This window comes from Paenibacillus typhae, from assembly GCF_900099765.1.
GTDB lineage: Bacteria > Bacillota > Bacilli > Paenibacillales > Paenibacillaceae > Paenibacillus_AQ > Paenibacillus_AQ typhae.
The window spans coordinates 104143-128933 of sequence record NZ_FNDX01000013.1; the positions used below are offsets into that span (position 1 = coordinate 104143).

Here is a 24791-nt window from a genome sequence, read left to right on the forward strand (position 1 = left end):
TCCTACTCTCTGCTTTTTTGACGTATCAGGTTATTCGTTCGGGTCTGGGAGGGACGACTTCTCAGCATGGAAAACGGCGCCCGTATAAAAACATCCTTCCAGTCCTTGGTTTTCATAGGTGCGACAGGTGTAATATAAGAGGTGCCCAGGCTGGTCAGACCCGACAAGTGAATGACAATCAGCGCCATTCCAATCACCAGCCCCATATTGCCCCAAATTCCGGCAAGGATAATCACTCCAAAACGGATCAGCCGGATGGATGCGCTCATCATATAGCTGGGAATAACAAAAGAAGCAATTGCCGAGGATGCAACCGCAATTATTAGTACATTACTGGTCAGACCTGCCTGCACCGCTGCCTGTCCTATGACAATACCGCCAACGATGCCGATGGTCTGGCCGATTTTGGAGGGAAGCCGGGCTCCTGCCTCGCGCAGCAGCTCAATCATAATCTCCATCAGCAACGCCTCATAGACAGGAGGAAAAGGCACTCTGTTCCGCGATTCAGCCAGCGTTCTCAGCAGCGCCTCCGGAATCATTTCATAATGGAAGGTGGTCACGGAGACATACATCGCAGTAAAAGTTATCGTAATTACCAAAGCCAGATACCTGAGCAGCCGCAAAGCCGTGCCCAGCGCCCAGCGCTGGTAATAATCATCAGGGGATGAGAAAAACTCAAAAAATGAGGCCGGAGCACTAAGTGCTGTCGGACTGTTATCAATCATCACGATAATCCGCCCGGCGGTCAGTTTGGACACCGCAACATCAGGTCTTTCGGTAGTGAGAAATTGCGGAAACACTGAATTCGGCATGTCTTCAATAAACTGGGTCAGCTTGCCTCCATCAGTTCAAATCGGCACATTGATCAAGCTCCTTAAGGATATGTTCGAGCGAAAGCTCTTCCGGCTGATTTCTTTCCATCATAACGGCACTCCTTTCCTTGCTCAGATTCCGGTAGTATCTCCAAATCTTTCTTGGATATTTATGACGGCTTCGGATACAGCAAAAAAACCTCCGCTTACCCGGTAAGGGTAAGGGAGGCTTCCTGATGCTAAGCTAGATTGCGCTAGATTGCTTCACCGCTAACCGCGGTTCCGCTCTTCGTAAGCTTGTAGCTTACAATTTTACCGCTCCAGAAGTGGAATTTCAGGATCACTTCCCCGTCATTGACTTCCTTGAAGAAATTCTCCGTCAGGCTGATCTCCCCTGTACTGTAGGAAGGGCTGAACGTGTAAGCAAACTCCTTATAAGGTGTCCAGTTCTGCGGCCCGGCGTTGCCGCCTGCAGCATACACGGCTTCCATTGTCGCCAGGCTGTCTCCGTTAAATACAGTCGGAATTTTAAAGGAGGCCGTTGTACCGGAGACGCTGCTGAGCTTAGGCTGGGCAAAGACCGTCAGCTTGAAGGTCCAGGCAGCACCTTTGTTGAATTTCGCGGTAATGATGGCGTTAACACCCAGCTTGCCTGATTTGGTAAGGCTCTCCAGCTTGGCTGCCTTAATTGTCAGCTTATTGCCGCTGAGGGTATAATCACTGCCTTGCTTAAGCTTGCTGCCGGCTACGCTCAGCGACTTCAGCTTGTTGCCGTTCAGGTTAAGCAGGATGGTGGTATCCTTGACCATAGCACCCTTTTCAAGATGGATGAGATCGCTTTCAGCAGTGGCCGAGCGTGTAGTCCAGCTGGTCTTGATCATCGTGAACAGCTGCGGATCAGACCACTTATAAGTCGTACGGCCAAAATGCTGCCCGTTGTCCCACAGCATCGAAGTAATCCGCTTCTCTTTCAGGTAATAGCCGAGGAATTCAAAAAATTTCAGCTTCTCCCCCTGCTCAATCGCGGCCGTACTCTGATCAAAGCCAAGCAGTCCGTATTCGCCGAGGATAACCGGAATGCCTTTGGCAGTAAAGGTAGCGTGTACCTTGTCAAAGGTCTGGATGATATCATTTTGCGTATCGGCATCGAATTTGGTGTAGCCGGCTATATTGACGCTGAACGGCCAGAAGCCGTAGTAATGTACAGTAGCAATCAGGTTAGGGTCCTTCAGCCCGGTAATCGTCTGGTACAGCACATCCATCCGCTCCTGGGTCGGGGAGGATTCCAGCGATGGGAGCACCAGCGGCCGGACTGCATTTTTGCCTCCTGAGCTTCTGACGATGCTGTGGAAGGATTTGTTCAGCTCGTTCAGCATAGCGGTGGCTTTTGCTTCATCTGTCGTGCCGCCGTCAGTGAACCGCGGTTCGTTAATGCTCTCGAACATCAGCTTGTTCGGATAGTTCTTGAATACTGCAGCCACCTGTTTCCAGACTGCGTTATAGCGGGCCAGAACCTCGCCAGGCTTCTGCTCCATCCCGCTGACCCACATCCAGGAATCATGGTGGACATTGATCATGACATATAGCTTCTCGGCGAGCGCCCAGTCCACCACCTGCCGAACTCTGGCCAGATAGGCTGCTTCAATTGTATAGTTTGGAGCCGCACCGATGTGTACATCCCAGGTTACGGGTATGCGGATGCTCCGGTAGCCCTGGCCGGCAATGTTCTTGATTAGCTCTCTGGTAACCTTCGGGTTGCCCCAAGAGGTTTCGTCGGGGCCTGTAGCATCGAGCGTATTGCCGAGATTCCAGCCCGGCTGCATGGCATCCACATAGGTCTGCATGGCGGTTGGTTTAGGTTTCTTGGAGGCGGAAGCTGCCGCAGATACATTTGGCGTTACCAGTGCAAGCAGCAGAAATGCGGATAGTGCGAATAATAATAGCCTGGGCAATGCTTGTGGCAGCGATGATTTATTCTTAGGCATGAATACTTAATCCTCCCTTATGAATGAATGATCATTGTCTTGCGATCCCCCGGTGCCTGGTACACCTGTCACCTCCACTTTTTATGTAAACACTCCAAAGTAAACGTTTATTGAAAACGCTTACCAGTAAGAATATAGCATCTTTTTCCGGCGGCAAATATCCCAATTATTAGTGTAAAAATCCTGGAAAAATTATTGATTTTTGGTATTGAGGACCGGAGCTGTAGGATAACAACTGCACAATTACTCCAAAACTTATACGATATAAGAACCGGCTGGTGTTATAGCATACTCGGCGGTTGATTGCATAGTTATCTGGTGCCAACTGCTGGGTATGGAGGGAATCCGGCCGGGTTTTGCTATCCTCATCTCCTGCTGGCTGGCTCGGGCAGAATTTAAGTGGATTTTTGCATACTAAATTCCGCAAACTCTGGCTCGTGCGCAATCTAAGTGGATTTTCGTACACTAATACCTCACATGGCAGCTGAAACTAACGTTTCTGCTGAAATTAAGTGACTTTTTTTCACCTAATTTCCCGTTATACGATAAACCAGCTCAATTAGTAGTCGTTTTTCCAACTAAATGTGTTAGAGGAGAGGATCAGCTTGTCCAGACATTCCGTAATGCCTGCCATCACGCTCTGCCCGTAGCCTTTTGCCCTTAGAATATGCTGCGGGCTGAGCCTTTGACGAAAGAAACGTGAAGCGTATGAAGCCTTACCGGACTAACCGGAGCCGGACCATGATCCGGCGTCACAGAAGCAGGGTCATCCGGCGAATAAAGCAGCTAGCCGGCACCAGCCCCCTACACTACACCGTCCCCCGCTCAATAATCTCATAATCCAGCTTCCGGTATACAGGCTGTCTGTTCCCTGTGCGGATCTGCTCGTGGATGATGCGGAAGGCGGCGGCACCCATATCGTAGAGATGGTTGTCGATTGTGGAGATTTCAAGCAGCCGGCCGATCGGCTGGTTGTCAAAGCCCAGCACAGCGATGTCCTCCGGAATACGCAGCCCGTGCTTGCGCGCTTCGATAATCAGCCCCGCTGCGACATGGTCGCCGGTAACCATGAACACCTCGGGCCGTTCCTCCATCGGAAGCAGCGAGCGGGCAACTGCCGCCCCGCTCTCCTCTGTCATGCAGTCGAACACCATCCATTCCTGCCGGAAGGGCAGCTGATGCTCAGCCAAAAAAGCCTGAAACGCCGTCTGCCGGATGGATGCGCTGCTGCCGTTCTGCCGGCCCTCGCAATAGCCGATTTTGCGGTAACCTTTGTCTTTCAGATATTCCAGACCATGCCGAAAGGCCGCATAATGTTCAATATATACCGACGAAAAACGCCGTTCCCCGTTATCCTGGCAGGTCACAACCGGCCCGTACTCCATATACTCTTCAATGACCTCCGGCAGCAGTGCTGTAGAGACAACTACAACGCCGTCAATCTCTTTGTTGCGCAGCATCTCAAGCACCTTCAGCTCCTCATCGGGAGCATAATTGCTCTGGCAGAGGATTAGCCGGTACTGCGCGAGCAGCGCCTCATGGGCCAGCCCGTCCATTACCACCGAGAAATAAAACAAATTGATATACGGCAGAATGACCGCGACCGTCCCCGTCCGCCCGGTGCTCAGATGCACCGCATTCATATTTCGTGCATAATGCAGCTGCTCTATCGTCTGGAGCACAGTGGCTCTCTTGGACTCACTCACATAGGGATGATTGTTCAGCACACGGGACACAGTGGTTACAGAAACGCCAGCAATCCGGGCAATCTCCTTGATATTGGCCATCAGCGCAGCTTCCTCCTGAAATTAGGCATCTATTGGTTTTATTTTACCACACCGCTCCCCGAAATTTTGTATTGTAAAAAGCTTGCTATGGAACGCATTTCATACGCTACACTGAGACTGTAACAGCTTACCGGACTAAACCGGCGTGACCGCAAGGGCGTGACGGACCGGTTAAGTTACGAATTTCCGCCGAATAGAGGCGGTTTTTTTATTGCAGCAAATCTGGAGGGCAACAAAAAACCTTCCCTCATCCAGAGGGATGACAGAAGGCTTAAATGTTTCATTTCTGCATGATGCTGTAGATGCGTGTTAAAGCACCCAACTACTGCCGTGACAGCAGGTTCGTCTGCAGGCAGCTATTCCCGTTTTTTCCCGACTGCACCAAGATAGATTACGAACTCTTCCTCGCCGTCTAATCCCAGAATCTCATCAATCAGCTTTTGATCATAGATTCCGATTGCGCAAGCCCCTGCACCGATAGATTCACTGGATAAATAAAGGTTCTGGCATACATGCCCCACATCGATGAGGATTTTTTTGTGGGCTGAAATATCATACTTCCATTCGGAGCGGTACGGCGTTGTGCTCCACGCAAACAGTACAGCGGCTTTCTTGGCGAAATTAGGGACAAACGGCTGGTCCAAAGTAATAGCGTCAACCTTCTGTTCCATCTGTTCCAGTTCAAACATAAATAAGAGCTTATGCCCGGTAGGCAGGTACCTGTAAATCCCCTCTTGAACACCCTCCACCCTCATAATCAGTAAATAGGTTTCGAAGGTGTGCGTAGCCCCGCTGCAGGGGACCGTCCGCAAGGTAAGCCCATTCTTGTTCATGCCCGTAATCCCCTGGGTAGCCCATAATAAATAGGACAGCTCCTCAAGGCTTAGCATCTCTGCAGAATAAAATCTTGTACTTCTTCTCTGATCTATGCAATCGAACATATTTCCGTTGCGTAAAACCTCTCTGCTGACTTTAGGCAAATCAATGATTTGTGAGTCTGGATCAAAAGGCTTAACAACCGGCGGTTGGGCCACTCCCTTGATCTTGTCTGTTTTTATATGCTTGAACTCAAGAAAATTGGATTTTAGAAATTGTCTTTGCTGCTCGTATCTTGCCATAACGGACCCTCCTGAATGACATTGGTGACTTTAATTTATCATGTTGTATAAATTAGTTTGTGACGGTAATCACAATCATTACAACAAAAAACCTCCCCTCATCCCGTAGAATAAAAGGAGGTTTAAACGTGTCACTGCAACGCAGCCAGGCCAGCTATATTTTCAGCTCCCCAAGCTTGATCAGCTCGACAACCGCTTGCGAACGGCCTTTGACGTTTAATTTTTGCATGACGTTGGAGATGTGGTTGCGGACCGTTTTTTCACTAATAAATAACAATCCGGCAATATCCCGTGTAGTTTTGTCTTGCACGAGGAGCTCGAATACTTCGCGCTCACGATGCGTTAACAGAAATTTGCTGTGATGATCGTTCCCCTTCAATGGTGTCACCCCTCCTTGCCCTGGGTTTGTTTGGTATAACAAGGTAAAGGGATACAGTCAAAACATACTATGTATGCGCAATGTCAATGGTGCTGTTACTGACCCAAATTGGGCGGTGGCAAATGTCCCGTCAGGGACAGGCTGAGCATGAATGATGCTGCAAATGGCCGGCGCCTCCCGTTACACCATCCCAGCATGCTTTTATAACAATAACAAAATATTTATTATCATTATTTTTTTATTGTTTTTCAATAAATGTTGTGGTAAGTTATTATCAAAATTACTCATAAGTGAGGGGCTTGTGTTATGGAACGTGGATCAACACTTTTTTTGAAGGCGGCGCTTATTCTTATCAGTATACCCGTACTGGCCTTGTGTATCTTTGCAGTGCCGGCGATTGCGGAGTTTGCAGCGGAATTGTATCCGGATCATGCTTATCTGAAGGTTCTTGTCCTGCTCGATTTATATGCATCGGTGCTCCCCTTCTACTTCGCGCTGTATCAGGCGTTCAAGCTGTTAAGCTACATCGACCGGAACAAGGCGTTCTCGGAGCTGTCGGTGCGGGCCTTAAAGCTGATCAAGTACTGTGCGCTGGCTTTCAGCGGGGTGTATGTGCTGGGAATGCCGCTCTTTTATCTGCTGGCGGAGAGGGATGATGCCCCGGGCATTATCGTCATCGGGATGGTGCTGATTTTTGCCGGGATGGTGATTGCCTTCTTTGCTGCCGTTCTCCAGAAGCTGCTTAAAGAAGCAATTGAACTAAAATCAGAGATTGACCTGACGGTCTGAGGTGACGACAATGGCGATAATCGTAAACATTGATGTGATGCTGGCTAAGCGGAAAATGAGCGTAACCGAGCTGTCGGAGCGGGTGGGCATTACGATGGCCAACCTGTCCATTCTCAAAAATGGCAAAGCCAAGGCGGTGCGGCTCTCCACCCTGGAGGCGATATGCAAGGCCCTTGACTGCCAGCCCGGAGATTTACTTGAGTATAGAAGTGACGATAAGACCCAGTAATACACACAAATAAAAGACCGCAGTTCCGGAGGCTTTCCGGGTTTGCGGTCTTTTGCCGTAACGCGTTACTTGCGTAATATTTATCTATCTGCTGAAGCCGGTATCAGTGGTAAATAATAGACTTGATCCGGGATTGTTCCTCATAAGTGAGCGGGCTAACCGGCTGCGGTGTGTGCAAATGACGCTGTACGGTATACTCCATGTTCAGATAATCATCCTCCCCGGATGCTACCTCCGGCTGCCAATATCCAATGACCCGGTTCTTAAGTTCCTTCAGAACTTCCAGCATTGCGTTCATCCTCCTCGAGCGATGAAATCATAATTTGAACCCCTTTTTGGTTACGCTTTCATTATAACATATTTTACGTTTATGTCCACTGGTAAAAGACATTATTTAACGGATTTTATCCGATAATATGCTAATTTTAAAGGTTTTTGTGCTCTGTTAGAGGATTATTGTTCTTGTGGAGAGGACGAATTTTTAGAGTGCAAAAATCCTGTGACTGTGCGCAAAATAACCATTGTAAACGGTCAACCGAAAGTGCCGGCTCCTCCCTACTACCGCAGAGCATATGAACAACAGCCGGGAGCTTAAAGTCCTGCTTGCATCCTGAGACAATATGATTTATTCTGATTATGAAAATAATTTTCTTACAAATATATATATTTATAAAAATAATTTCGGTTGTTAATCCAATTTCAGACCATGATACAGAAAAGAAGGTGGAGCTATTGTCTCCTATACTGCACGCCCTGGAGCATGAGCAGGCAAGCTTCTCCCTGATGGAGCGCCGGCTGGCGGACCGTATTTTATCCTCCCCCAGCGAGATCGTTCATATGGGAATCACGGAGCTGGCTGAACAGTGCGGGGTTAGTCCCGCTACTATTACACGTTTTTGCAAGGTGCTGCATTTCAAGGGCTTTCCCGATTTCAAAGTCAAGCTGGCGGCAGAGATCGCCCATGGCGACGCCTCCCCGCAGGACGGCGGCTCCTCTTATCAGGATATTGTCGCCGGAAACCCGCTGTCCGTCATCGTTGAAGCGATGCAGGCCAATCACCTGACCTCAATCCGGGACACCACATCACTGCTTGATCTGGAGCGGCTGCAGAGTACGGTTGATCTGCTCTGCAATGCCCGCCGTGTGGATCTGTACGGGATGGCCACCTCTTCGATTGTCGCTCAGGATTTCTATCAGAAGCTGGTACGCATAGGGGTGAATTGCACTGCTTTTGCCGATTCGCATATGCAGATTACTTCCGCTTCCTCACTCGCCAAGGGTGATGTGGCTTTTGCCGTCTCCTATTCCGGGGAAACACCGGAGACGATTGATGCCTTAAGCTGTGCCAAGGCCAGCGGCGCTTCCACCATTTCACTTACTTCTTACGGCAGCAGCACATTGGCTGCTCTGGCCGACATCCCTTTGTTCTCCTCCTCATTGGAGCAGGGCATGCGCCGGGGCGATATGGCTTCACGGATCGCGCAGCTGCATATCATTGATATTCTGTTCACCGGCATGGTCAGCACCCGGTTCGGGGACTTCATCCCCAAGCTGGAGCAGTCTTATCTGAACGTCCAACATTACCGTCATAAACGGGGAGGTCAATCTTAATGAACATCCTTACATTCAAAAGCCAGGAAGATTTCGCGGAATCCGGTGCCAATCTGATCGTCAGCCTGCTGCAGAGCAATCCCAGAGCTGTGCTCGGCCTTGCAACCGGCAGCTCTCCGGTCACTGTCTATGCCAGACTGGTCGAGATGCACCGCAAGGGGCTGGTCAGCTTTGCCAAAGCATCCTCTTATAATCTCGATGAATATGTGGGCTTGCCTGTAGACCATCCCCAGAGCTACCGCAGCTTCATGAACGAGCACCTGTTCAACCATGTCGATATCGACCTTGCCCGTACTCATGTGCCTGACGGCAATGCGCCGGATCTTGCAGCCGAATGTCTGGCGTATGACCGGATGCTGGAGGATAACGGACCGGTTGACCTTCAGATTCTCGGCATCGGGAGCAACGGCCACATCGGCTTCAATGAGCCGGATGCCAGCCTCAGCAGCGGCACACATGTAGTGGATCTGCTGGAAGAAACCCGTGAAGCCAATGCCCGCTTCTTCGACAAGCTGGAGGATGTGCCCCGCCAGGCGGTGACCATGGGGATCGGCGGCATCCTCAAAGCACGGCAGATTGTTCTGCTGGTGCGCGGCGAAGAGAAGGCAGAGGCGGTCCGTAACGCACTGGAGGGTCCGATTACAACCCAGTGCCCGGCCTCACTGCTGCAGAGCCATCCGAATGTTGTCGTTCTGCTGGACGAAGGAGCTGCCAAATGGCTCAAATCATAACAGAAACAGAAGTCTCCGCACAGCTGCTCTATGGCAAGGTACTAACGCCGGCCGGCCTGATAGCAGATGGCGTCGTTGCCGTCTCAGGAGAACAGATCCATTACGCAGGTGAAGCCGCCTGGCTGCCTGACGCCTATGCTGAATGGCCGGCTAGCGGTCAGGGACAAAGCAGCCTGCTGATTCCCGGATTTGTCGATGTGCATGTGCACGGCGGAGCCGGCTACGACTTCATGTACAGCGACAGCCGCGCGTTGGATACCATTACCCGGTTCCATGCCTCGCAGGGAACCACTACGATGCTGGCGACTACGATGACCGCAGCCAAGCCGGAGATCGACCGGGTGCTGGCCGAAGTGGACGCCTACCGCACAGCCGGAATGCCTTACGCCCGCTTAGCCGGTGTCCATCTGGAGGGACCGTTCATCAGCCAGAAATGGCCGGGTGCGCAGAATCCCGAGCACATCGTCCCGGCCAATATCGGATGGCTGGAGGCATGGGAGCAGCAGTATCCCGGGCTGATCCGCCAGGTAACGCTTGCGCCGGAACGCGAAGGAGCGCTGGAAGCCATCTCCTGGCTGCGCAAGCATGGCATAACGGCTGCCTTGGGACATACTAACGCCACCTTCGAGGAGGTTATCGCCGCTGCTGATGCCGGGCTGAACCAGGCAGTGCATATGTACAACGCGATGACACCGCTGCATCACCGCAAGCCGGGAACAGCCGGAGCGGTAATGTTCGACGACAGGATCCGGGCGGAGATCATTGCTGATGGCATCCATGTCCATCCCGCAGCGATCCGGATCGTAACCCGGCTTAAAAATAAAGCCAATCTGCTGCTGATTACCGACGCGATGTCAGCAACCGGTCTGGAGGACGGTGAATATACGATTGGCGATCTGCCCGTTATGGTCAGCGGCGGCGTTGCTACCCTGAAGGAGCATCCTGAGTCGCTGGCCGGAAGCACCCTGACCATGATCCGCGGCTTCCGCTATCTTGTTCAGGAAGTCGGGCTCAGTCTGCAGGAGGCCTCGCAGGCAGCCAGCCTTACGCCGGCTATATCGCTGGGGCTGCAGCGCACCATCGGTACGCTGGAGGCCGGCAAACGCGGTGATATCCTGCGGCTCGATGACCAGCTTAATCTGCATGGGGTATGGATTAACGGCCGTGAGATTACAGCCGCTATAGATTAAATACGCAGCGGTCCCCGGTTTTTTCCGGGGACCGCTGTTTATTGTTCAAAAAAGAACACGTACCTATCCTTTGCCCAGAGATAACAATAACCAGGTTCCTTCTAAGGTGACCGGCAGGACAGCTGGATCTAGAATGAACCGGCTGTGCAGCGGACTACATTCTTGTCCGCGTACAGCCGGTTGCGTTTGGTTAGTGCATTTACGTTAAGATTTTCGCTTTTCCAGTTACTTTCTGCTCTTGCAGCGGCCTTAATCCCCGCTGCGCGTCGGGAAGATACGCTCCACCATTGTGCCGAATTCCTTCGCAAAGCCCTTCAGCGGGTGGCCCGCACGGGCTTCCCGGGCATAATAGTCAGCCCGCTCCACGAAGTCGGGATTGGCCGACACGTAAACGTTCCGGATAGACGGGTTAACCTTTTTGACCTCGGCGGCAATCCGGTCCTTCATGTCGCTGGTCACATCATCATCATTGCTGTTCATCCGGTAATTGTTATTAGGCGCAGCGCTGCGGATTCCGATTCCGCCGCCCATGCTGTCGTCAATATCCCGCTTCATCCGGGTTCCGTCTGTGTAATTGCTGCCGGACAGGATACCGTTTCCTCCGTTACCCGGATAAGCTTGTGGAGCCGTCATGCCGGTTCCCCCGACCGTTCCTGTGCCAGTCAGGCTCTTGGGAACTCCGTCCACGGAGCCTCCCATACCCGTTACACCCGGTGTACCGGTTACACTGCCGCGGCCGCCGGTTCTATACCCGTTATCCATGCTGCCTGCTCCACCTGTCATATGCCCGTTATCTGCGCCGCCCACATTGCCCGTACGCGGCAAAATACCGGAAGCATTGCCGACATCATAGCTGTAAGAACGATAATTGCGGGTGCCGATGTTGCGCGGCTTGCCGTTGGTATCGTCAAGCTTTACGGCAACATAAGCGCTTCTTCCGGCCAGCATGACATTGGCAGAGCTAACCTCCGGCATAGCCGTGACACGGTCGGCAAGCTCCTGGCTCATCTCCATCTTGTCGTAGGTATTGCCCCGCACCGCATTTGTCTGAATCCGGCCGCCGTTGTTTCCTTTTACACTGTTTGTATGCACATTGTTACTGTCTGCGGCATTATTTGCACCGCAGCCGGTAAGACTGATCATCCCCAGCAGCAAAGCCGTTGATACTACTGATGTGCTGACTTTTGACCGTATCATAAACTCTAGCCTCCGCCTCTACAATATAATGAATGCAGCATAACAAGACTTAGCTTGACCCGCAGCAAAGCGTATTATCCTGAAAGGATTTGGCACAGGCTGCCCGAATACTGTCACATGCCGGAGAACCTTCGCGTATCCTATAGACAGTAGGGCTCCCGCAAGGTGAACTCAGGAGGGTTGAGCATGAAGGTATTATTTACGTTTTATGTACCCAGCGGCGGGGTCGAGACCCTGAACAAACTGCGGTGCGAAAGTCTGCAGCGCGAAGGCATCGAATGCCATGTTCTATATCTCATGCCGGGTTCCTCGCAGCAGAATCAGAACAAATTTCCGGTATTTATCGCTTCAGGAGATGAAGAAATCCGCACATTGCTCGAAACCGAGGGCTACGATGCGATTATTGTAACCTCTGACTACCTGCTGCTGGAACGCTTGCGGCGGCTGGGGTTCGGCGGTATTCTGATCTACGAATCCCAAGGGCTCGGGAAACGTGAAGATGCCAAGAATACGATTATAGAAGCGGTTCCTTATTTACGTTCCCATTGCAATGCGGTGCTGATTCCGCCTACAGATCATCTGGTGGAATACTTCATCGCCATTTGTCCCTGGCTGCACCGCTATATCATTCCCAATATCGTAGATGTCCAGTCTTTCCGTTTCATTCCCGGCGAGAAGCCGCTTGACCCGGTCATTGCCTGGGTCGGACGGCTGGAGACCAACAAAAACTGGCGCGAATATCTGCAGATTGCCAAGGACCTCCGCAGCAGTAAGCCCAATCTGCACCTCTGGATGTTTCATGATCCGCAGCTTGCCAGTGAGGAGCAGAAGCAGCTTTTTAAGGAAGAACTGCATCGGCTAGGATTAAATGACCGGCTGGTGGTTTTCACGAATATCCCTAACCATGTGATGCCTATATACTATTCGTCCATAGCCGCTTCCGGAGGTTTTTTGCTGTCTACTTCGATTACAGAGGGCTTCGGTTATGCCGTGGCTGAAGCCATCTGCTGTACCTGTCCTGTACTTAGCACCGATTCCGACGGTGTCCGTTCATTTATCGTCCATAATTACTCCGGCAAATTCTATCCGCTGGGCAATGTAGGAATTGCGGTACAGGAAGGCCTGGAGCTGATGAACAATCTGGAGCTGCGGGACAACATCCGCTTTCAGGGCAGAAACCATATGGAGGTCCGGTTCGGCTCTGAGCGTTATGCCCAGTCGTTCCGTGAAATGCTGAACTCCTTTTCGATTTTCTAGGTACATGAAGCCAGGCAAAAGAACCTTCAGGATCCCGGTGCCGCCACCGGGCCTGAAGGTTCTTTTTAGCTGCGGGCAACAATATCGAACAGCTCCGCCTGAAAAATCTGCATGCTTCGCTCCCAGGTGAACCGCCGGGAATCCTGCTCCCCCCGGCTGGCAATTCGTTCTCGCAGCTTCTGATCCCTTATCAAAGTGACGATATCCTGAGCCAGCCTGTTCTCAAACCGGAAGGACATCAGGCAGTTATGCCCGTGCATACCGTACTCCAGATTGCCTCCGGAATAGACTGTAGCCAGTGCCGCCCCGCAGCGCATCGCTTCAAGACCGGGCAGCGAGCCGGTATCAAAGGTGCTGGAGCTGACAAAAATATCACTCTCATTATAATGGTAGCACAGCTCTATATCATTGGAAGGCGTACGCGTATGGTATCGGGTATCGGCCAGAATGGCCTTCAGTGCAGCCGAATCGGCATATTCACCCGGCGGTGTTATCAGATAGATCTGAACCTCGGGATGCAGCTCCTTTACCGTATTAAGCTCCTGCAAAAGATACTCCTGCTCCCGGTGCCCGGAGAATCCTCCTTCCGGCTTACGCAGAATCGCGGATACCACGAGCGGCCTTCCCGGTACTCCGCGCATTTGCATATTATAAAAATCTCCGTTTACGCCAACCGGTACAATTCTTCCTTTAATGCCATGGTTGATCCGGACAATCTCCTGCTGCCAGCGCGACAGCACCATGAGGTTACGGGTTATGCTGTAGGAGGCAAACGACTGGTTATTGTCGGGCAGAAAAGTCGGTTCATAGCAGAGCGCAAGCCTGACATGTATGCCTTTTCCCTGCTCACTGGCCCGCTGGGCCGCCTGCACAGTTGTATAGTAATTGGAAACAATAACGTCCCCGTAAGGAAAATCATGCTCAGTCAGGCTGACGGCAGACGAGTGGACCACCTGGCAGTGCATCTCATATTCCACAGTGCCTCCGGCAGGCATAAGCACGACCACATCATGCCCTGTTCCGCTAAGTCGGTTGACCAGTTCGGCCAGCATCCGCTGTGCGCCTCCCCTGGACAGGGTCAGAACCGGAAATATCAGCCTCATGGCCATCCCTCCTTTCTGAGCAGCTTGGCAAGAGCACTGTTATGCTTGGCCTGTACCATCTTAATTTCCCTGCTCTGCGCTTCATTGTGAATAACGGAGCCCATCGCCTGATGCACCCGGTAATCCAGCAGAGGCTGTTCAATGTAAGACCAGCTGTAATGCGGCAGAATCCGCAGCCACAGATCATAGTCCTGGGTATAAAGGAAGCTTTCATTAAAAAGCCCTACAGCCCGGAAAATGTCCATATGGAGCAGAACAGAGCTGCCATTAACCGGACAGCCCGTCATCATCGTCCTGATCAGCTCACGCCTGTCGGGAAAGGGTACGCTGATGACTTCGGATACCCGTTCGCTCTGTTCATTGATGTAGTAATAGGCAGTATGGTTAAAAAGAGTCCCTGTGCTGCGCAGCTCCTGCAGCTGCCGTTCAATCTTGTACGGGTGAAACCGGTCATCCGCGCTTAACCAGGCAAAATAAGCTCCACTGGCTGCTTTAATCCCCATATTGAGCGCCGATCCGGTACCTCCGTTTCCCTTGCGGATATAGATGATTTTGTCCCTGTAGGGATTAAGCTTGTCGGTGTACAGGGAAGAACCGTCGTCAACCACAATCAGCTCAATATCAGAGTAGCTCTGGGCCAGCACGCTCTCTACCGACTCATCTATATAAGGACAATTGTAAAAAGGGATAACCACCGATACCTTAGAGCTATGGTTCATACGCTCACCTCCTTCCCGAAGTATGGTTAGACCGTTTTGCAGGCCAGCAGGGCATCCAGCGGTGCGTGATCTTCCCCGAATGCTTCCCGGAAGGCCGGATTCTCGGCATGATGGAATCCTTTCAGCACAGTCACCGAGTAGCCGAGCTTCATGAAGTCCTCAGGCTCCCAGCCGCTCCAGTGCCGCTGGTAATACTCGCCCTGCAGATGAAAATGATCGGTCCCTTCCTGCGGAAAAAATCCGCGCGGCGTAAATACCACTACACGGTTCGAGGCTATGATCTCCGCTTTGCGGAGCAGCTCTATTCCTTCTTCCATTGTAAAATGCTCCAGCGAATCAATCAGCGTCACTGCCGAGAACGTTCCCGGCAGAAACAGCTTGTCGATATGGCTGGCATTGGCATGGATCGGGATAATACAGGGCGAAGTATATTTGCGGTGCAGCAGATAGGGCCGGTGAATATCCAGGCCGACTACTACAGCAGCTTCATAGCGTTCCAGCAGCGCCCCGGTCCCGCTGCCGACATCCAGAATGCTGTCGGAAAATTTCAGCTGCTCCAGCAGAACCGGCAGGAAGTCCTTCACTTGAATTTCCCGGTACATAGGCTTCCCTCCCCCTTAGGTTCTTGGCGGCGGCTGCGCGGTCAGCCGCCCATCGAGGCAATCAGTCCGCGCAGCATACCATTATAGCGGGCATTGGTCGCTGCAGCCTCTGCCATAATGACATCGTAATGCTTCAGGGTACCCATCCCGCTGTGGCGCCGGTAGGCGGTTAACGGCTGGTTCAGCATAACCGGGGGGTAGCCGTTCAGAATCGCCCGGAACCACAGATCGTAATCATGTGTGTAAGGCAGAGACTCATTGAACAAGCCGATAGCGCCGAACAGCTCACGTTTGAACATAACCGTACAGCCGTTGATCGGATTGCCCTGCAGGAAGCACCGCAGGTATTCCAGATGATTCGGAAAGACGGGCGAACCGTTCATCTCCGTCAATTGCGATTCCCCGTTAATAAAATGGAAGTTGGTATAGGTGATCAGCAGGCGGTTCTGCTCCATGAAGAGCACCTGATTGTTTATTTTGTCATGGTAAAACATATCGTCTGAGCTGAGCCAGGCCACATAATCACCGGTAGCATGCAGAATCGCGTGATTCAGGGCGGAGGCTGTTCCCCCGTTGGCTTTGCCCAGATAGTGAATTTTGTGCAGATAAGGGGCGATCCGGTCCGTGTGAACATAAGAGCCGTCATCGACTACGATAATCTCATAGGGCTGCCAGGATTGGGATAAGGCGCTTTGCAGCGCCTGCTCGATATAAGGACAATTATAGAACGGAATAATGACCGAAACCTTCGGACGATTCATGACAACCTTCCTTCCCTGCCGGAGCGGCAATAATCCACAATCTCTTTCAGCGAGCGCTCAAGGCTGATCTCCGGTTTCCAGCCGAGTGCAGCAGCATTCTCCACTGCTTCGTCCGGAGCCTCCCCTTCCGCTGTCCCAGCCGGACCAAGCGCCTGCCCGGGGGTATCCGGTCCCCAGTCCATCGGCACCGGAGCCTTCGCATGCGCCAGAAGCTTAACGGAAATATCGCCCAGCGTCCGCTGTGTTCCCGAGTCGATCCGGTAGACGGTGCCCTCTGCACCGCTGCGGAGAATATAGTCGTAAGCCCGCACAGCGTCGCGCACATCCAGAAAGTCGCGCAGTGCCTGCCGTGAAGACAGCCGGAAGGCCTGCGGCGCATCAGCCCCGCTAGCCGCTGCAGCCTCGCTGCGGACAATATGCTGCGCCAGCAGGGTGCAGAAGCCGGTGGAGGGGCCGGGGCCGATCAGGTTGCAGGGCTCCGCCAGCAGAACCGGCTGTTTGAACAGGGTCCCCCAGGCCAGGGACACCAGCTCCTCCAGCGTTTTGCTGAGGCTGTAAGGATGGGGCGGACCGGCAGCGGTTCCCGGCTGGTACTTCAGCCGGGAGCCCGCAACCAGAATCCGCCCTGCCGGCCGGGCGCGGAGCGCTTCCAGCAGATACAGCGTCGCCATCACATTGGTCTCCATGTAGAGCAGCGGGTCCCGCCAGGATTCCGGGACGGAATTGCGGCCGGCCAGATGCAGCACCTCATCCGGCTCCGTCTCGGCAACCATGGCCGCTACAGCACTGCGGTCGCTCAGATCACAGACCTGCTGCTTTACCCCTTCCGGCCAGAGACGGGCTGCCGGGGGGCGGCGCACCACAGCAGTAACCTCTGCCCCGGCGGCATGGAAGTAATGGACAGCATGCGCTCCGGTAAAGCCTGCAGCTCCGGTAATCAGCAGCCTGCGCGCCTTCATGTGTACATCGCTGACTGTTTCATCCAGTCAGCCAGTTCTCTGAGCATTACAGGATATGCCGGCAATTCAAAATGAACATCGGCTCTTGTACTCACTAGAGTCCGGTCCTGGACATGCGCGGATTCGGGAATAATCTCAACATCATCTTTGCCGAAGGCCTGCTGCATATAGCGCAGCAGCTCATATTTGCTGAGCGGCTGCGGATGGGCCAGATGAATCAGGCCGGAAACCGGCGAATCCAGCATCTGCTCTACCGCTTTGGCCAGCTCCAGCGTCGTGACCCCGTTCCACATCACCCGTTCATAGCCGGAGACCGGCCCCTTCTGGGCCATGAACCATTCCATCAGCCCGATGCCGCCGGCGCGGATTTCCGGCCCGATGATTGAGGTGCGGATCGTCAGATGGCCGGGGGCACGGACTTCACCAAGGCTTTTGGTGATGGCGTAGACCGAGGTGCCGTCGGCAGCATCCTCTTCTGTGTAACCGCCGCGTGTTCCTTCGAATACGCAGTCGGTGCTAATATGGATCAGCCGGGCTCCCGCGGCATCTGCAGCACGGCGCAGCCGGTGCGGCAGAAAGCCGTTCACATGATAAGCCGTAACCCGGTCGCGCTCGGCAAACTGATTAAGGACACCCATTGCATTAATAATGCAATGGGGTGATACCATTTCAATCAGCTTCTCAACGCCGGCAATATCGTCGGCATCGACATACAGCCCGCCAAGATCACTCTTATCCCGGGTTGTATGGAAGACATGATGTGTGCCCTGGCGGCGAAAATACGCCGCCAGCATATGACCCGCCATACCGTTTCCGCCGAGGATAAGCAGCTTCATTGCAGGAACCCTCCCCGGATCAGAATATCCTTGATCTCCTCCTGATTCATCAGGTTGTTCTCCGAGCTGAAGCTGTTGAAGGAGACATGCGGATAGCTCTTGTAGTGGGCTTTCAGCTCAGGCATATCCAGCGTCGGGAGAATAACCAGGTACTGCTCATCGTAGACCACGGTCGTCAGGCTCTCAAAATCGCTCATCAGGATCTCGTGGATTTTCTCACCCGGCCGGATGCCTGCTTCAATGATGCTGACATCGGTTCTTCCGGAGGCTTCGATCAGCACTTCCGCCAGATCGACGATCCTGCAGGTCGGCATGGTCATGACGAAAATTTCGCCGCCGAGGCTGACTTCCGAGGCTTTGAACAGCAGGGTGATTGCATCGCGCAGGGTGAAGAAGAAGCGGGTCATTTTCATATCGGTAATGCGGACCTGGCCCTTATCCTTGATCTGCTTCATGAAGAGATGAACGACACTGCCGTTCGTTCCCAGCACATTGCCGCCGCGCACGGTTACAAACCGGGTACGGGAGCCGAGCAGATTGGCGTAGACGAACAGCTTTTCGCCGATGGCCTTGGTCATGCCGTAGAAGTTGGACGGATTGGCCGCTTTGTCGGTGGAGATATAGATCGCTTTTTCCACATTATTGGCAATGGCCGCTTCGATAACGTTCTGGGTGCCGACCACGTTGGTCTTCAGCGCTTCATAAGGCTGATCCTCACAGACCGGAACATGCTTCAGCGCCGCCAGATGGAACACATAATCCACGCCGCGGCAGGCGGCAACCAGCGCCTCCTTGTCACGGATGTCGCCGATAACGAAGCTGAGGCGGTTATCTTCAAATTCTCGGCTCATTGCCACCTGTGCAGATTCACTGCGGGAGAAGACGATGATCTCCTTGGGATTTTGCGGCAGCAGCTGCCGGATAAGCTCATGCCCCCAGGAACCGGTGCCGCCGGTGACCAGAATCCGTTTATTATTAAACATGCAGGTTCCCTCCAAGCAAAAATTTGACTACCTTGGCCGAGACATCCGGGGTCAAATAGCCTTCCGGTGCCTCCCATTTCGGACTCAGCGACGTCATCAGCCGGACACTGCGCAGAATGCTGTTCTGCGTAACTCCCGACACTACATTGCTTCCGCAATCCACCGTCTCCGGACGTTCTGTCGTCCGGCGGATCGTTACGGTCGGCACTCCCATCAGGCAGCATTCCTCCTGGACGGTTCCGCTGTCGGTAATCGCACAGAGGGCATGCTGCTCCAGATGGACGAAATCAAAAAATCCGAAAGGCTCATGGAATTCCACCAGCGGGTTCATGGTCAGCGGAAACTGCTCCGTCAGCTTGGAACGGGTACGGGGATGAATGCTGCAGATCAGGCGGAGGCCGAACTGCTCAGCGACCAGGTTAAGCCCTGACATGATCTGCACCAGCGACTCAGGATCATCCACATTCTCCGCCCGGTGGGCTGTAACGAGGAAGTACTGGCCGGAGGTCAGTGTAAGTCTGGATAATATATCGCTGCTGTCAATCTGCTCCTGATAGTGTGTGATCACTTCATGGATCGGGTTGCCGGTGAGCACGATACGCTGGCTCGGAAAGCCCTCGCTGACCAGATGGCGTTTGCTCTGCTGCGTATATGGCATATTAATGGTGGAAACCGCGTCGATGACACGGCGGTTTTTCTCTTCGGGCACTTTCAGGTCATAACAGCGGTTGCCAGCTTCCATGTGGATTACCGGAATGCCCATCCGTTCGGCGAGAATAGCACACAGCGCACTGTTCGTATCGCCAAGCAGCAGCACCCGGTCCGGCCGCTCCTTCAGCAGAATGCCTTCCAGGCTGCCGAACATGGCAGCCAGCTGGCCGCCCAGCCCTGCCTGCTTATCCTGCAGCACATAGTCCGGTTCCCGCAGTCCAAGCTCTGCGAAGAACACTCCGCTGAGGCTGGCCGTGAAATTCTGGCCGGTATGCACCAGCACATGCCGCTCCGCATGCTTATCCAGCAGCGGTATGATCACACTGAGCCGGATAATTTCGGGCCGTGTGCCCAAAATCGTCATGATCTTCATGGGTTCACTCCCTTTGATGTTGACCCTGCCTGATGCTGTATTCAGGCAGGGTGGTATTGTTGCCGGCGCGGGCACTGTGCGCCCCGCGGAAGCAGAGCCCCGGCGGAGGCGGTGCGCCTTGCGGAAGCAGAGCCCCGGCAGAGGCGCACCGCCTCGCGAAAGGCAGAGCCCCGGCGGGGGCGCAGCGCCCCGCGGAAGGGCACAGCCCTAGCGGCTGCGTCCCCGCCGCCGGGCCTTCCTGCCGCGGTGCCGCTGCCCGCGGCGGCTCTTCCGGCGCGCGCTGCCGCCCGCGCGCCGCTTGCGGCCCGGGCGCTTCCTGCGGCGCGCCCGGGTCTTGGCGCGGCTCAGCCTGCCGCGCCGGAGCTTTGCGCGCCGCAGCCGTGCTGCGCGGCGCGCTCTTTCCGGCGGCGGGGCCGGGGCCGCCGCCGGTTCGCCCCCGCCCGCAGGCAGCGCTGCGGGCGGGGCGGGTTCTGCGCCGCCGGGCTCAGGCGGCGCCAGGCAGTAGCGGAGCTGCCAGCGCTCCGCAAGGCCGAGCAGGCGCGCGCGGTAAGCCGCCGGCCCGTAGGCGGCGTCGATGCGCTCGCGCGCCTGGCTGCCGGTGGCGGCGGCAAGGCCCGGCTCGGCCAGCAGGCCGTTCACGCGCGCAGCAAGCGCGCCGATGTCCGCTGCCGGGGCGAGCAGGCCGCCGCAGCCTGCAGCCTGCAGCACTTCGCACAGGCCGCCGGAGTCATAGGCGACGACCGGCTTGCCAAAAGCCATGCCTTCAAGCGCCGTCATGCCGAAGCCCTCGCGGATCAGGCTGGGAACCACCAGCAAATCCATCGCGCAGTAAGCGGAGGGCAGGGAATCCTCATAGCCGTAGAATTTGAAGCGGGAGGTCAGCCCTTCCAGCTTTACCTTACGCACACAGCGCTCATAGTAGCTTTTGTCACCGGGAGTGCCGATGACAATGTATTTCGCTTCGGGATGCTGTTCGCTGACCAGAACCGCCATTTTCACAAAATGCTCTAACCCTTTTTCTTTATTAATGAAGGAAGAGATATAACCGATCAGCAGCTCCCCCGGAGCAATCCGCAGCTCCCGCCGCCGTTCACTGCGCAATGTGCTCCAGGCCGCCATCAGCAGCTCCTGGTCATTCCAGGAGGGCGGAAGCTGTGTCACCTTGCTGTCGCGGATCTCCTGCGGGAAGCACGACGCGGCCGTATGGGAAATAGCCAGAATTTCATCGCTGTTTCTGTTAATCAGCTCCACACTGATTCCGGTGTATTCGTTATCCGTGATTGTCTCGGAAATCTTCCATACTACCGGAATGCCCAGCGACTTTGCCGCCAGTGCCGGCAGGGCATGCACACAGGTGCTCGAAATAATGAACGCCGGCCGGAGCGCGGCGAGCCAGTCTCTCAGCTCCAGGTATTCCCGGCCCTCCTGGAATTTGCAGATATCCGCCTCAAGTCCCGCATACGGGGTATACATCCCGTAGACCAGCGGGATCGGGATGATCTGCACATTCAGGCCGGACCTGCGGGCCTGCTGGGTCAGCTTGCCGTCTTGAGGGGCTACGAGAATACAATGGAAGTAACAGGACAGCTCGCGGGCGAAGAACAGCAGCAGCTTCTCTGCACCCGTGATGCTGCGGGTATTGGAAACGTGGGAAAAGAGGACGATTGTAGCTTTGTCGGCCATGGTGTTTCGGCGCTCCCTGGCAAAGGGCCTCGAGCAGCCATTCACCTCCTTCAAAGTGTTAAGCTTTTCTTCGCACTTCCCTTGCCGACCGCTTCAGGGCGGGTGCCAAGGTCCAGTACTCAGTATATTGAGGGGGAACAGATGCCGGCACGACACCTGTCCCCCGGTAAGTGCATATTTTTATAAAACACTCTCCAGAGCGGAGGCCGTTTACCCGTAGATGACAGTCAGCAGCTGGTGAAGGCGTCTGGTATAGGTATGATCCTTCAGCGTCCGCTCGAAAGCGCGCAGAGCCATATCCCGGCGCTCCTCCTCATGTGTCAGGTAATAACGGATTTTATCCATCATCTCCTGCGGACTGGAGAAGGTATCAATCTCCTCGCCAACTTTGTAGAAAGTGCCCATATCATCTCTGGCATCGCTTAGCTGCAGGGTACCGCTGGCGGCAATTTCAAAGGTACGCGGGTTGGGAGAGGCGGCCGGTATCAGCAGCGCATTGTTGTTGTCCTTTTCATCCACATGGGCACGGTGCAAATTAATAACTATTTTGGAGCCGCTGTAGGTGACTGCCGTTTCCTGAGGAGTCATCCACTTCCCGATTTCAATCCGATCCCCGTAGAGAGGGGCTTCCGGGAGACGGTCCCACCAGATGCCGTTAATGACGGTGTTGAAGCTCATCAGCTCAGGCATGATATCCCGGAAAAAATTGATCCGGTTCCAGTAAGCCGAACCAATGAAGCTGACATCCCGCTGAATCGGCGAACGGCCGGTCGTCGGACGGTAGTGCTCCCGGTGAGCGGCGAACGGCAGGTAATGCACCTCAGGGCAGCCCAGACCGCGATAGACCTCCACACAATTGCGCTCCAGCGTGAACACGTAATCGTAGTGGGCAACAATTTTCATCGTAAAATCGGTATAGTACGGGTCATCGGTAAGCCAGATTGCCGTCTTGATGCCTCTGCCCCGCAGCATGGAAACCTGCTCCAGCGGCAGCTCCATTCCGTCCAGCACCAGCACCAGATCCGGGCACTGCACTGCTGCAAGCTCCGCCAGGTTCTGCCGTACATCCGTTACCGTAACCTGGGTGGTCAGCTTCTGAAGGGCATAAAGAACAGCGTCATCCAGCGGGGAGTACGGATAGCCCTTGCCGGAGGCTACATACATTACATGCAGGTTTCTCACCGGAATCGGCTCTTCCGGCCGGCCGTCCAGGATGGCGAGCCGTCCCCGCAGATAGCCCTCGTCATAGCCGATCTTGAAGCCGGTCAGGCGTCCGCGCAGCTTTTCTTCCTCTGCCGGTGTCCGTGGCAGCGGCGGCGCGGGTATGATAAATTCGTTATTCATGAGTAATCGCTCCTTCATCCCTTTGGATTTCACATTTGTGAAGTAAGAACATTCAGCAGCTCCGGCAGCCTTGCCGTAAAGGTATGGCGGCGCAAGGTCGTCTGCAGCCCCCGCAGCGCAAATTTCCGCCGCTCATGCTCATGCTTCAGGTAGTAATCGATTTTACGCTTCAGCTCTTCGGCCGAGGCAAAGGTCTCCAGATCGTAGCCCGGACGGTAATAGCTACCCAGATCCTCACGGATATCTGTCAGCTGCATCGTTCCGCAGGCGCTGATTTCATAGGTACGGGGATTAATGGAGCGCGACGGCAGCTGAAAGGTATTGCGGTTATCCAGTCCGCCTTCCCAAGGCCGGTGAATATTGATGACCAGCTTCGCTCCGCTGTAGTAATTGGCCGTTTCCTCCGGAGGAATAAAGCCGCTTTTGATAAAAGGCGACAGTTCCTCGAACTGGCTCAGCCGTTCCCAGAAGCCGCCTGCGATCAGCACCTTTTTCCCCTTCAGGTAAGGCGCCAGCTCATCAAACAGCGCGGTGCGGTTACGGAACGCGTTGCCGATGAACACAATGTCGAACTGGTGCTGCGGCCCGGTCCGGCGCGGATAGAACATCTGCGGATTGACACAGAGGGGAAGGTAGTGGACAGAGCCGGCCCCCAGTGAGCGGTAAAATTCCACACACCCCAGCTCATGAGTAAATACATGGTCATAGTGCAGACAGATAACGGAGGTATCCTCGGTAAAATAGGGGTCATCTGCAAACCAGATAGCTGTAGCGATGCCCAGTTTGCGGATTTCATCAATCTGGTCCAGATGGTTCTCGGGAAAAACATGCAGCCCGTTCATGACCAGCACAGCTCCCGGCTTCTCTCGCGCTGCAACCTCCAGCATCGTATCAGGACTTGCGAGAATCAGCTCACTGACAAGCAGCCGGAGCGCTTCTGTGATTCCTGTATCTATCGCTTCAAACCCCTGAGGGACATACATCAGCTTAAAAGGCCGGCATGCTTCCACCTCCGGAGAATTCAGGCGTTTCACAGCTTCACATAAGCCGAGACGGTATCCCTCCTGATAGCCGTCCCGGTAATCCCGCGGACGCGTTCTTCTCTTTTTTGCTTTCACGGCTTTCACCCTGCCCCGTCATATTCTCAAGACAGTAGTACTATATGCGGAGTCAGCATCCGCCTCATGGACATCTGCCATGCCCGCCGATAAATTGGCAGATGCCCGCTGTCAATCACCCGGGTTGCCCGCACCTTTGCTGATTTCTTCCACTCCAGCCACCATTGCCGCTAGAGTAAAGGGCTGAATAAATTCAGCCCCTCCTCATCAAACCGTACGTGAGGTTTTCCCTCATACGGCTTTCCGATGTTCGTCATTCATGGGCATGCAGCATTCTGGCCTTGGCCCATGACCTAGTTTCCCCTGTCGAGTTCTTGAGTGTTTTCTTGCGTGTCGTTAGCCGCTTTGGGCATTCACGGACTCGTACCTCTTGGTGAAACATGAACAAAGCAGGGCTCCTTCCCTCCCTAAGGTTATGTTGTCCTTAGGTTCCTTGGTACTATGAGCCCCTCGGACTCCCTTCCCACAGACGATTCACTTCGTCTTCTGGACTTATAGAACGTCTCTTTACGGG

At 54.1% G+C, this 24791-nt stretch carries 24 protein-coding genes; 6 read left to right on the top strand and 18 right to left on the bottom strand.

From position 1 onward, the window contains the following. Window positions 1-2: 2 nt before the first annotated feature. From BLR64_RS13695 to BLR64_RS13715, 5 genes are all read right to left on the bottom strand, one after another. Complete coding sequence (locus tag BLR64_RS13695; protein ID WP_279615463.1) at window positions 3-833, bottom strand: spore germination protein; 831 nt, start codon at window positions 831-833, stop codon at window positions 3-5. 233 nt (window positions 834-1066) lie between these two features. Next, window positions 1067-2797 (bottom strand): cellulase family glycosylhydrolase, encoded by a 1731-nt coding sequence (locus BLR64_RS13700; protein ID WP_090714919.1) that lies wholly within the window; start codon window positions 2795-2797, stop codon window positions 1067-1069. Between the two features lie 809 nt (window positions 2798-3606). After that, window positions 3607-4584 carry a LacI family DNA-binding transcriptional regulator gene (locus BLR64_RS13705; RefSeq protein WP_090714921.1) on the bottom strand — a complete coding sequence of 326 codons (978 nt, stop codon included), beginning with the start codon at window positions 4582-4584 and terminating at the stop codon, window positions 3607-3609. Window positions 4585-4940: 356 nt separating this feature from the next. Beyond that, window positions 4941-5702 carry a SagB/ThcOx family dehydrogenase gene (locus BLR64_RS13710; RefSeq protein ID WP_090714922.1) on the bottom strand — a complete coding sequence of 254 codons (762 nt, stop codon included), beginning with the start codon at window positions 5700-5702 and terminating at the stop codon, window positions 4941-4943. 154 nt (window positions 5703-5856) lie between these two features. Next, window positions 5857-6081 carry a helix-turn-helix domain-containing protein gene (locus BLR64_RS13715; protein ID WP_039876697.1) on the bottom strand — a complete coding sequence of 75 codons (225 nt, stop codon included), beginning with the start codon at window positions 6079-6081 and terminating at the stop codon, window positions 5857-5859. A 306-nt stretch (window positions 6082-6387) separates the two neighbouring features. Here BLR64_RS13715 and BLR64_RS13720 point away from each other — a divergent pair, with 306 nt between their 5' ends. Beyond that, window positions 6388-6870 (top strand): DUF2975 domain-containing protein, encoded by a 483-nt coding sequence (locus BLR64_RS13720; protein ID WP_090714924.1) that lies wholly within the window; start codon window positions 6388-6390, stop codon window positions 6868-6870. Between the two features lie 10 nt (window positions 6871-6880). Next, window positions 6881-7099, top strand: coding sequence for a helix-turn-helix domain-containing protein (locus BLR64_RS13725; protein ID WP_068728322.1), 219 nt, complete (start codon window positions 6881-6883; stop codon window positions 7097-7099). A gap of 103 nt (window positions 7100-7202) precedes the next feature. Here BLR64_RS13725 and BLR64_RS13730 read toward each other — a convergent pair whose 3' ends face one another. Beyond that, the gene (locus BLR64_RS13730) at window positions 7203-7388 is read right to left on the bottom strand and encodes a hypothetical protein (protein WP_090714926.1); all 186 of its coding nucleotides are present in this window, start codon (window positions 7386-7388) and stop codon (window positions 7203-7205) included. 443 nt (window positions 7389-7831) lie between these two features. On the opposite strand from BLR64_RS13730, the gene BLR64_RS13735 reads away from it, so the two are divergent. The 3 genes from BLR64_RS13735 to nagA are packed head-to-tail and all read left to right on the top strand — an operon-like array spanning window position 7832 to window position 10631. Further along, window positions 7832-8710, top strand: coding sequence for a MurR/RpiR family transcriptional regulator (locus BLR64_RS13735; RefSeq protein ID WP_090714928.1), 879 nt, complete (start codon window positions 7832-7834; stop codon window positions 8708-8710). Next, window positions 8710-9441 carry a glucosamine-6-phosphate deaminase gene (nagB, locus tag BLR64_RS13740; protein WP_090714929.1) on the top strand — a complete coding sequence of 244 codons (732 nt, stop codon included), beginning with the start codon at window positions 8710-8712 and terminating at the stop codon, window positions 9439-9441. Before BLR64_RS13735 ends, nagB begins: the two co-directional genes overlap by 1 nt. Then, window positions 9426-10631, top strand: a complete 1206-nt coding sequence (nagA, locus tag BLR64_RS13745) for an N-acetylglucosamine-6-phosphate deacetylase (RefSeq protein WP_090714931.1) — start codon at window positions 9426-9428, stop codon at window positions 10629-10631. Before nagB ends, nagA begins: the two co-directional genes overlap by 16 nt. A gap of 249 nt (window positions 10632-10880) precedes the next feature. On the opposite strand, the gene BLR64_RS13750 is transcribed toward nagA, so the two are convergent. Then, complete coding sequence (locus tag BLR64_RS13750; protein ID WP_090714932.1) at window positions 10881-11828, bottom strand: YhcN/YlaJ family sporulation lipoprotein; 948 nt, start codon at window positions 11826-11828, stop codon at window positions 10881-10883. A gap of 186 nt (window positions 11829-12014) precedes the next feature. Here BLR64_RS13750 and BLR64_RS13755 point away from each other — a divergent pair, with 186 nt between their 5' ends. Continuing rightward, window positions 12015-13085, top strand: coding sequence for a glycosyltransferase family 4 protein (locus BLR64_RS13755; RefSeq protein WP_090714934.1), 1071 nt, complete (start codon window positions 12015-12017; stop codon window positions 13083-13085). Between the two features lie 65 nt (window positions 13086-13150). Here the strand turns inward: BLR64_RS13755 and BLR64_RS13760 are convergent, their stop codons facing one another. The 11 genes from BLR64_RS13760 to BLR64_RS13810 all read right to left on the bottom strand — a co-directional run bounded on the left by BLR64_RS13760 (window position 13151) and on the right by BLR64_RS13810 (window position 24286). After that, window positions 13151-14188 (bottom strand): glycosyltransferase family 4 protein, encoded by a 1038-nt coding sequence (locus tag BLR64_RS13760; protein ID WP_167360675.1) that lies wholly within the window; start codon window positions 14186-14188, stop codon window positions 13151-13153. Then, a complete protein-coding gene (locus BLR64_RS13765; RefSeq protein WP_090714937.1) occupies window positions 14185-14907 on the bottom strand; it encodes a glycosyltransferase family 2 protein in 723 nt (240 codons plus the stop codon). The genes BLR64_RS13760 and BLR64_RS13765 overlap by 4 nt, the downstream gene beginning before the upstream one ends. 26 nt (window positions 14908-14933) lie before the next feature. Next, window positions 14934-15509 (bottom strand): class I SAM-dependent methyltransferase, encoded by a 576-nt coding sequence (locus tag BLR64_RS13770; RefSeq protein WP_090714938.1) that lies wholly within the window; start codon window positions 15507-15509, stop codon window positions 14934-14936. Between the two features lie 41 nt (window positions 15510-15550). Then, the gene (locus tag BLR64_RS13775) at window positions 15551-16270 is read right to left on the bottom strand and encodes a glycosyltransferase (RefSeq protein ID WP_068728314.1); all 720 of its coding nucleotides are present in this window, start codon (window positions 16268-16270) and stop codon (window positions 15551-15553) included. After that, window positions 16267-17229 carry an NAD-dependent epimerase/dehydratase family protein gene (locus BLR64_RS13780; RefSeq protein ID WP_090714940.1) on the bottom strand — a complete coding sequence of 321 codons (963 nt, stop codon included), beginning with the start codon at window positions 17227-17229 and terminating at the stop codon, window positions 16267-16269. Before BLR64_RS13780 ends, BLR64_RS13775 begins: the two co-directional genes overlap by 4 nt. Continuing rightward, window positions 17226-18065: a dTDP-4-dehydrorhamnose reductase family protein gene (locus BLR64_RS13785; RefSeq protein WP_090714942.1), complete on the bottom strand. Its 840-nt coding sequence runs from the start codon at window positions 18063-18065 to the stop codon at window positions 17226-17228. Before BLR64_RS13785 ends, BLR64_RS13780 begins: the two co-directional genes overlap by 4 nt. Beyond that, window positions 18062-19048: a polysaccharide biosynthesis protein gene (locus BLR64_RS13790; RefSeq protein WP_090714943.1), complete on the bottom strand. Its 987-nt coding sequence runs from the start codon at window positions 19046-19048 to the stop codon at window positions 18062-18064. Before BLR64_RS13790 ends, BLR64_RS13785 begins: the two co-directional genes overlap by 4 nt. Further along, a complete protein-coding gene (gene wecB, locus BLR64_RS13795) occupies window positions 19041-20132 on the bottom strand; it encodes a non-hydrolyzing UDP-N-acetylglucosamine 2-epimerase (RefSeq protein WP_090714945.1) in 1092 nt (363 codons plus the stop codon). The genes BLR64_RS13790 and wecB overlap by 8 nt, the downstream gene beginning before the upstream one ends. Before the next feature lie 207 nt (window positions 20133-20339). Then, window positions 20340-21815 (bottom strand): glycosyltransferase family 4 protein, encoded by a 1476-nt coding sequence (locus BLR64_RS13800; RefSeq protein WP_090714946.1) that lies wholly within the window; start codon window positions 21813-21815, stop codon window positions 20340-20342. A 210-nt stretch (window positions 21816-22025) separates the two neighbouring features. After that, window positions 22026-23159 carry a CgeB family protein gene (locus BLR64_RS13805; RefSeq protein ID WP_090714947.1) on the bottom strand — a complete coding sequence of 378 codons (1134 nt, stop codon included), beginning with the start codon at window positions 23157-23159 and terminating at the stop codon, window positions 22026-22028. Window positions 23160-23188: 29 nt separating this feature from the next. After that, window positions 23189-24286: a CgeB family protein gene (locus tag BLR64_RS13810; protein WP_415841166.1), complete on the bottom strand. Its 1098-nt coding sequence runs from the start codon at window positions 24284-24286 to the stop codon at window positions 23189-23191. Window positions 24287-24791 lie beyond the last annotated feature (505 nt).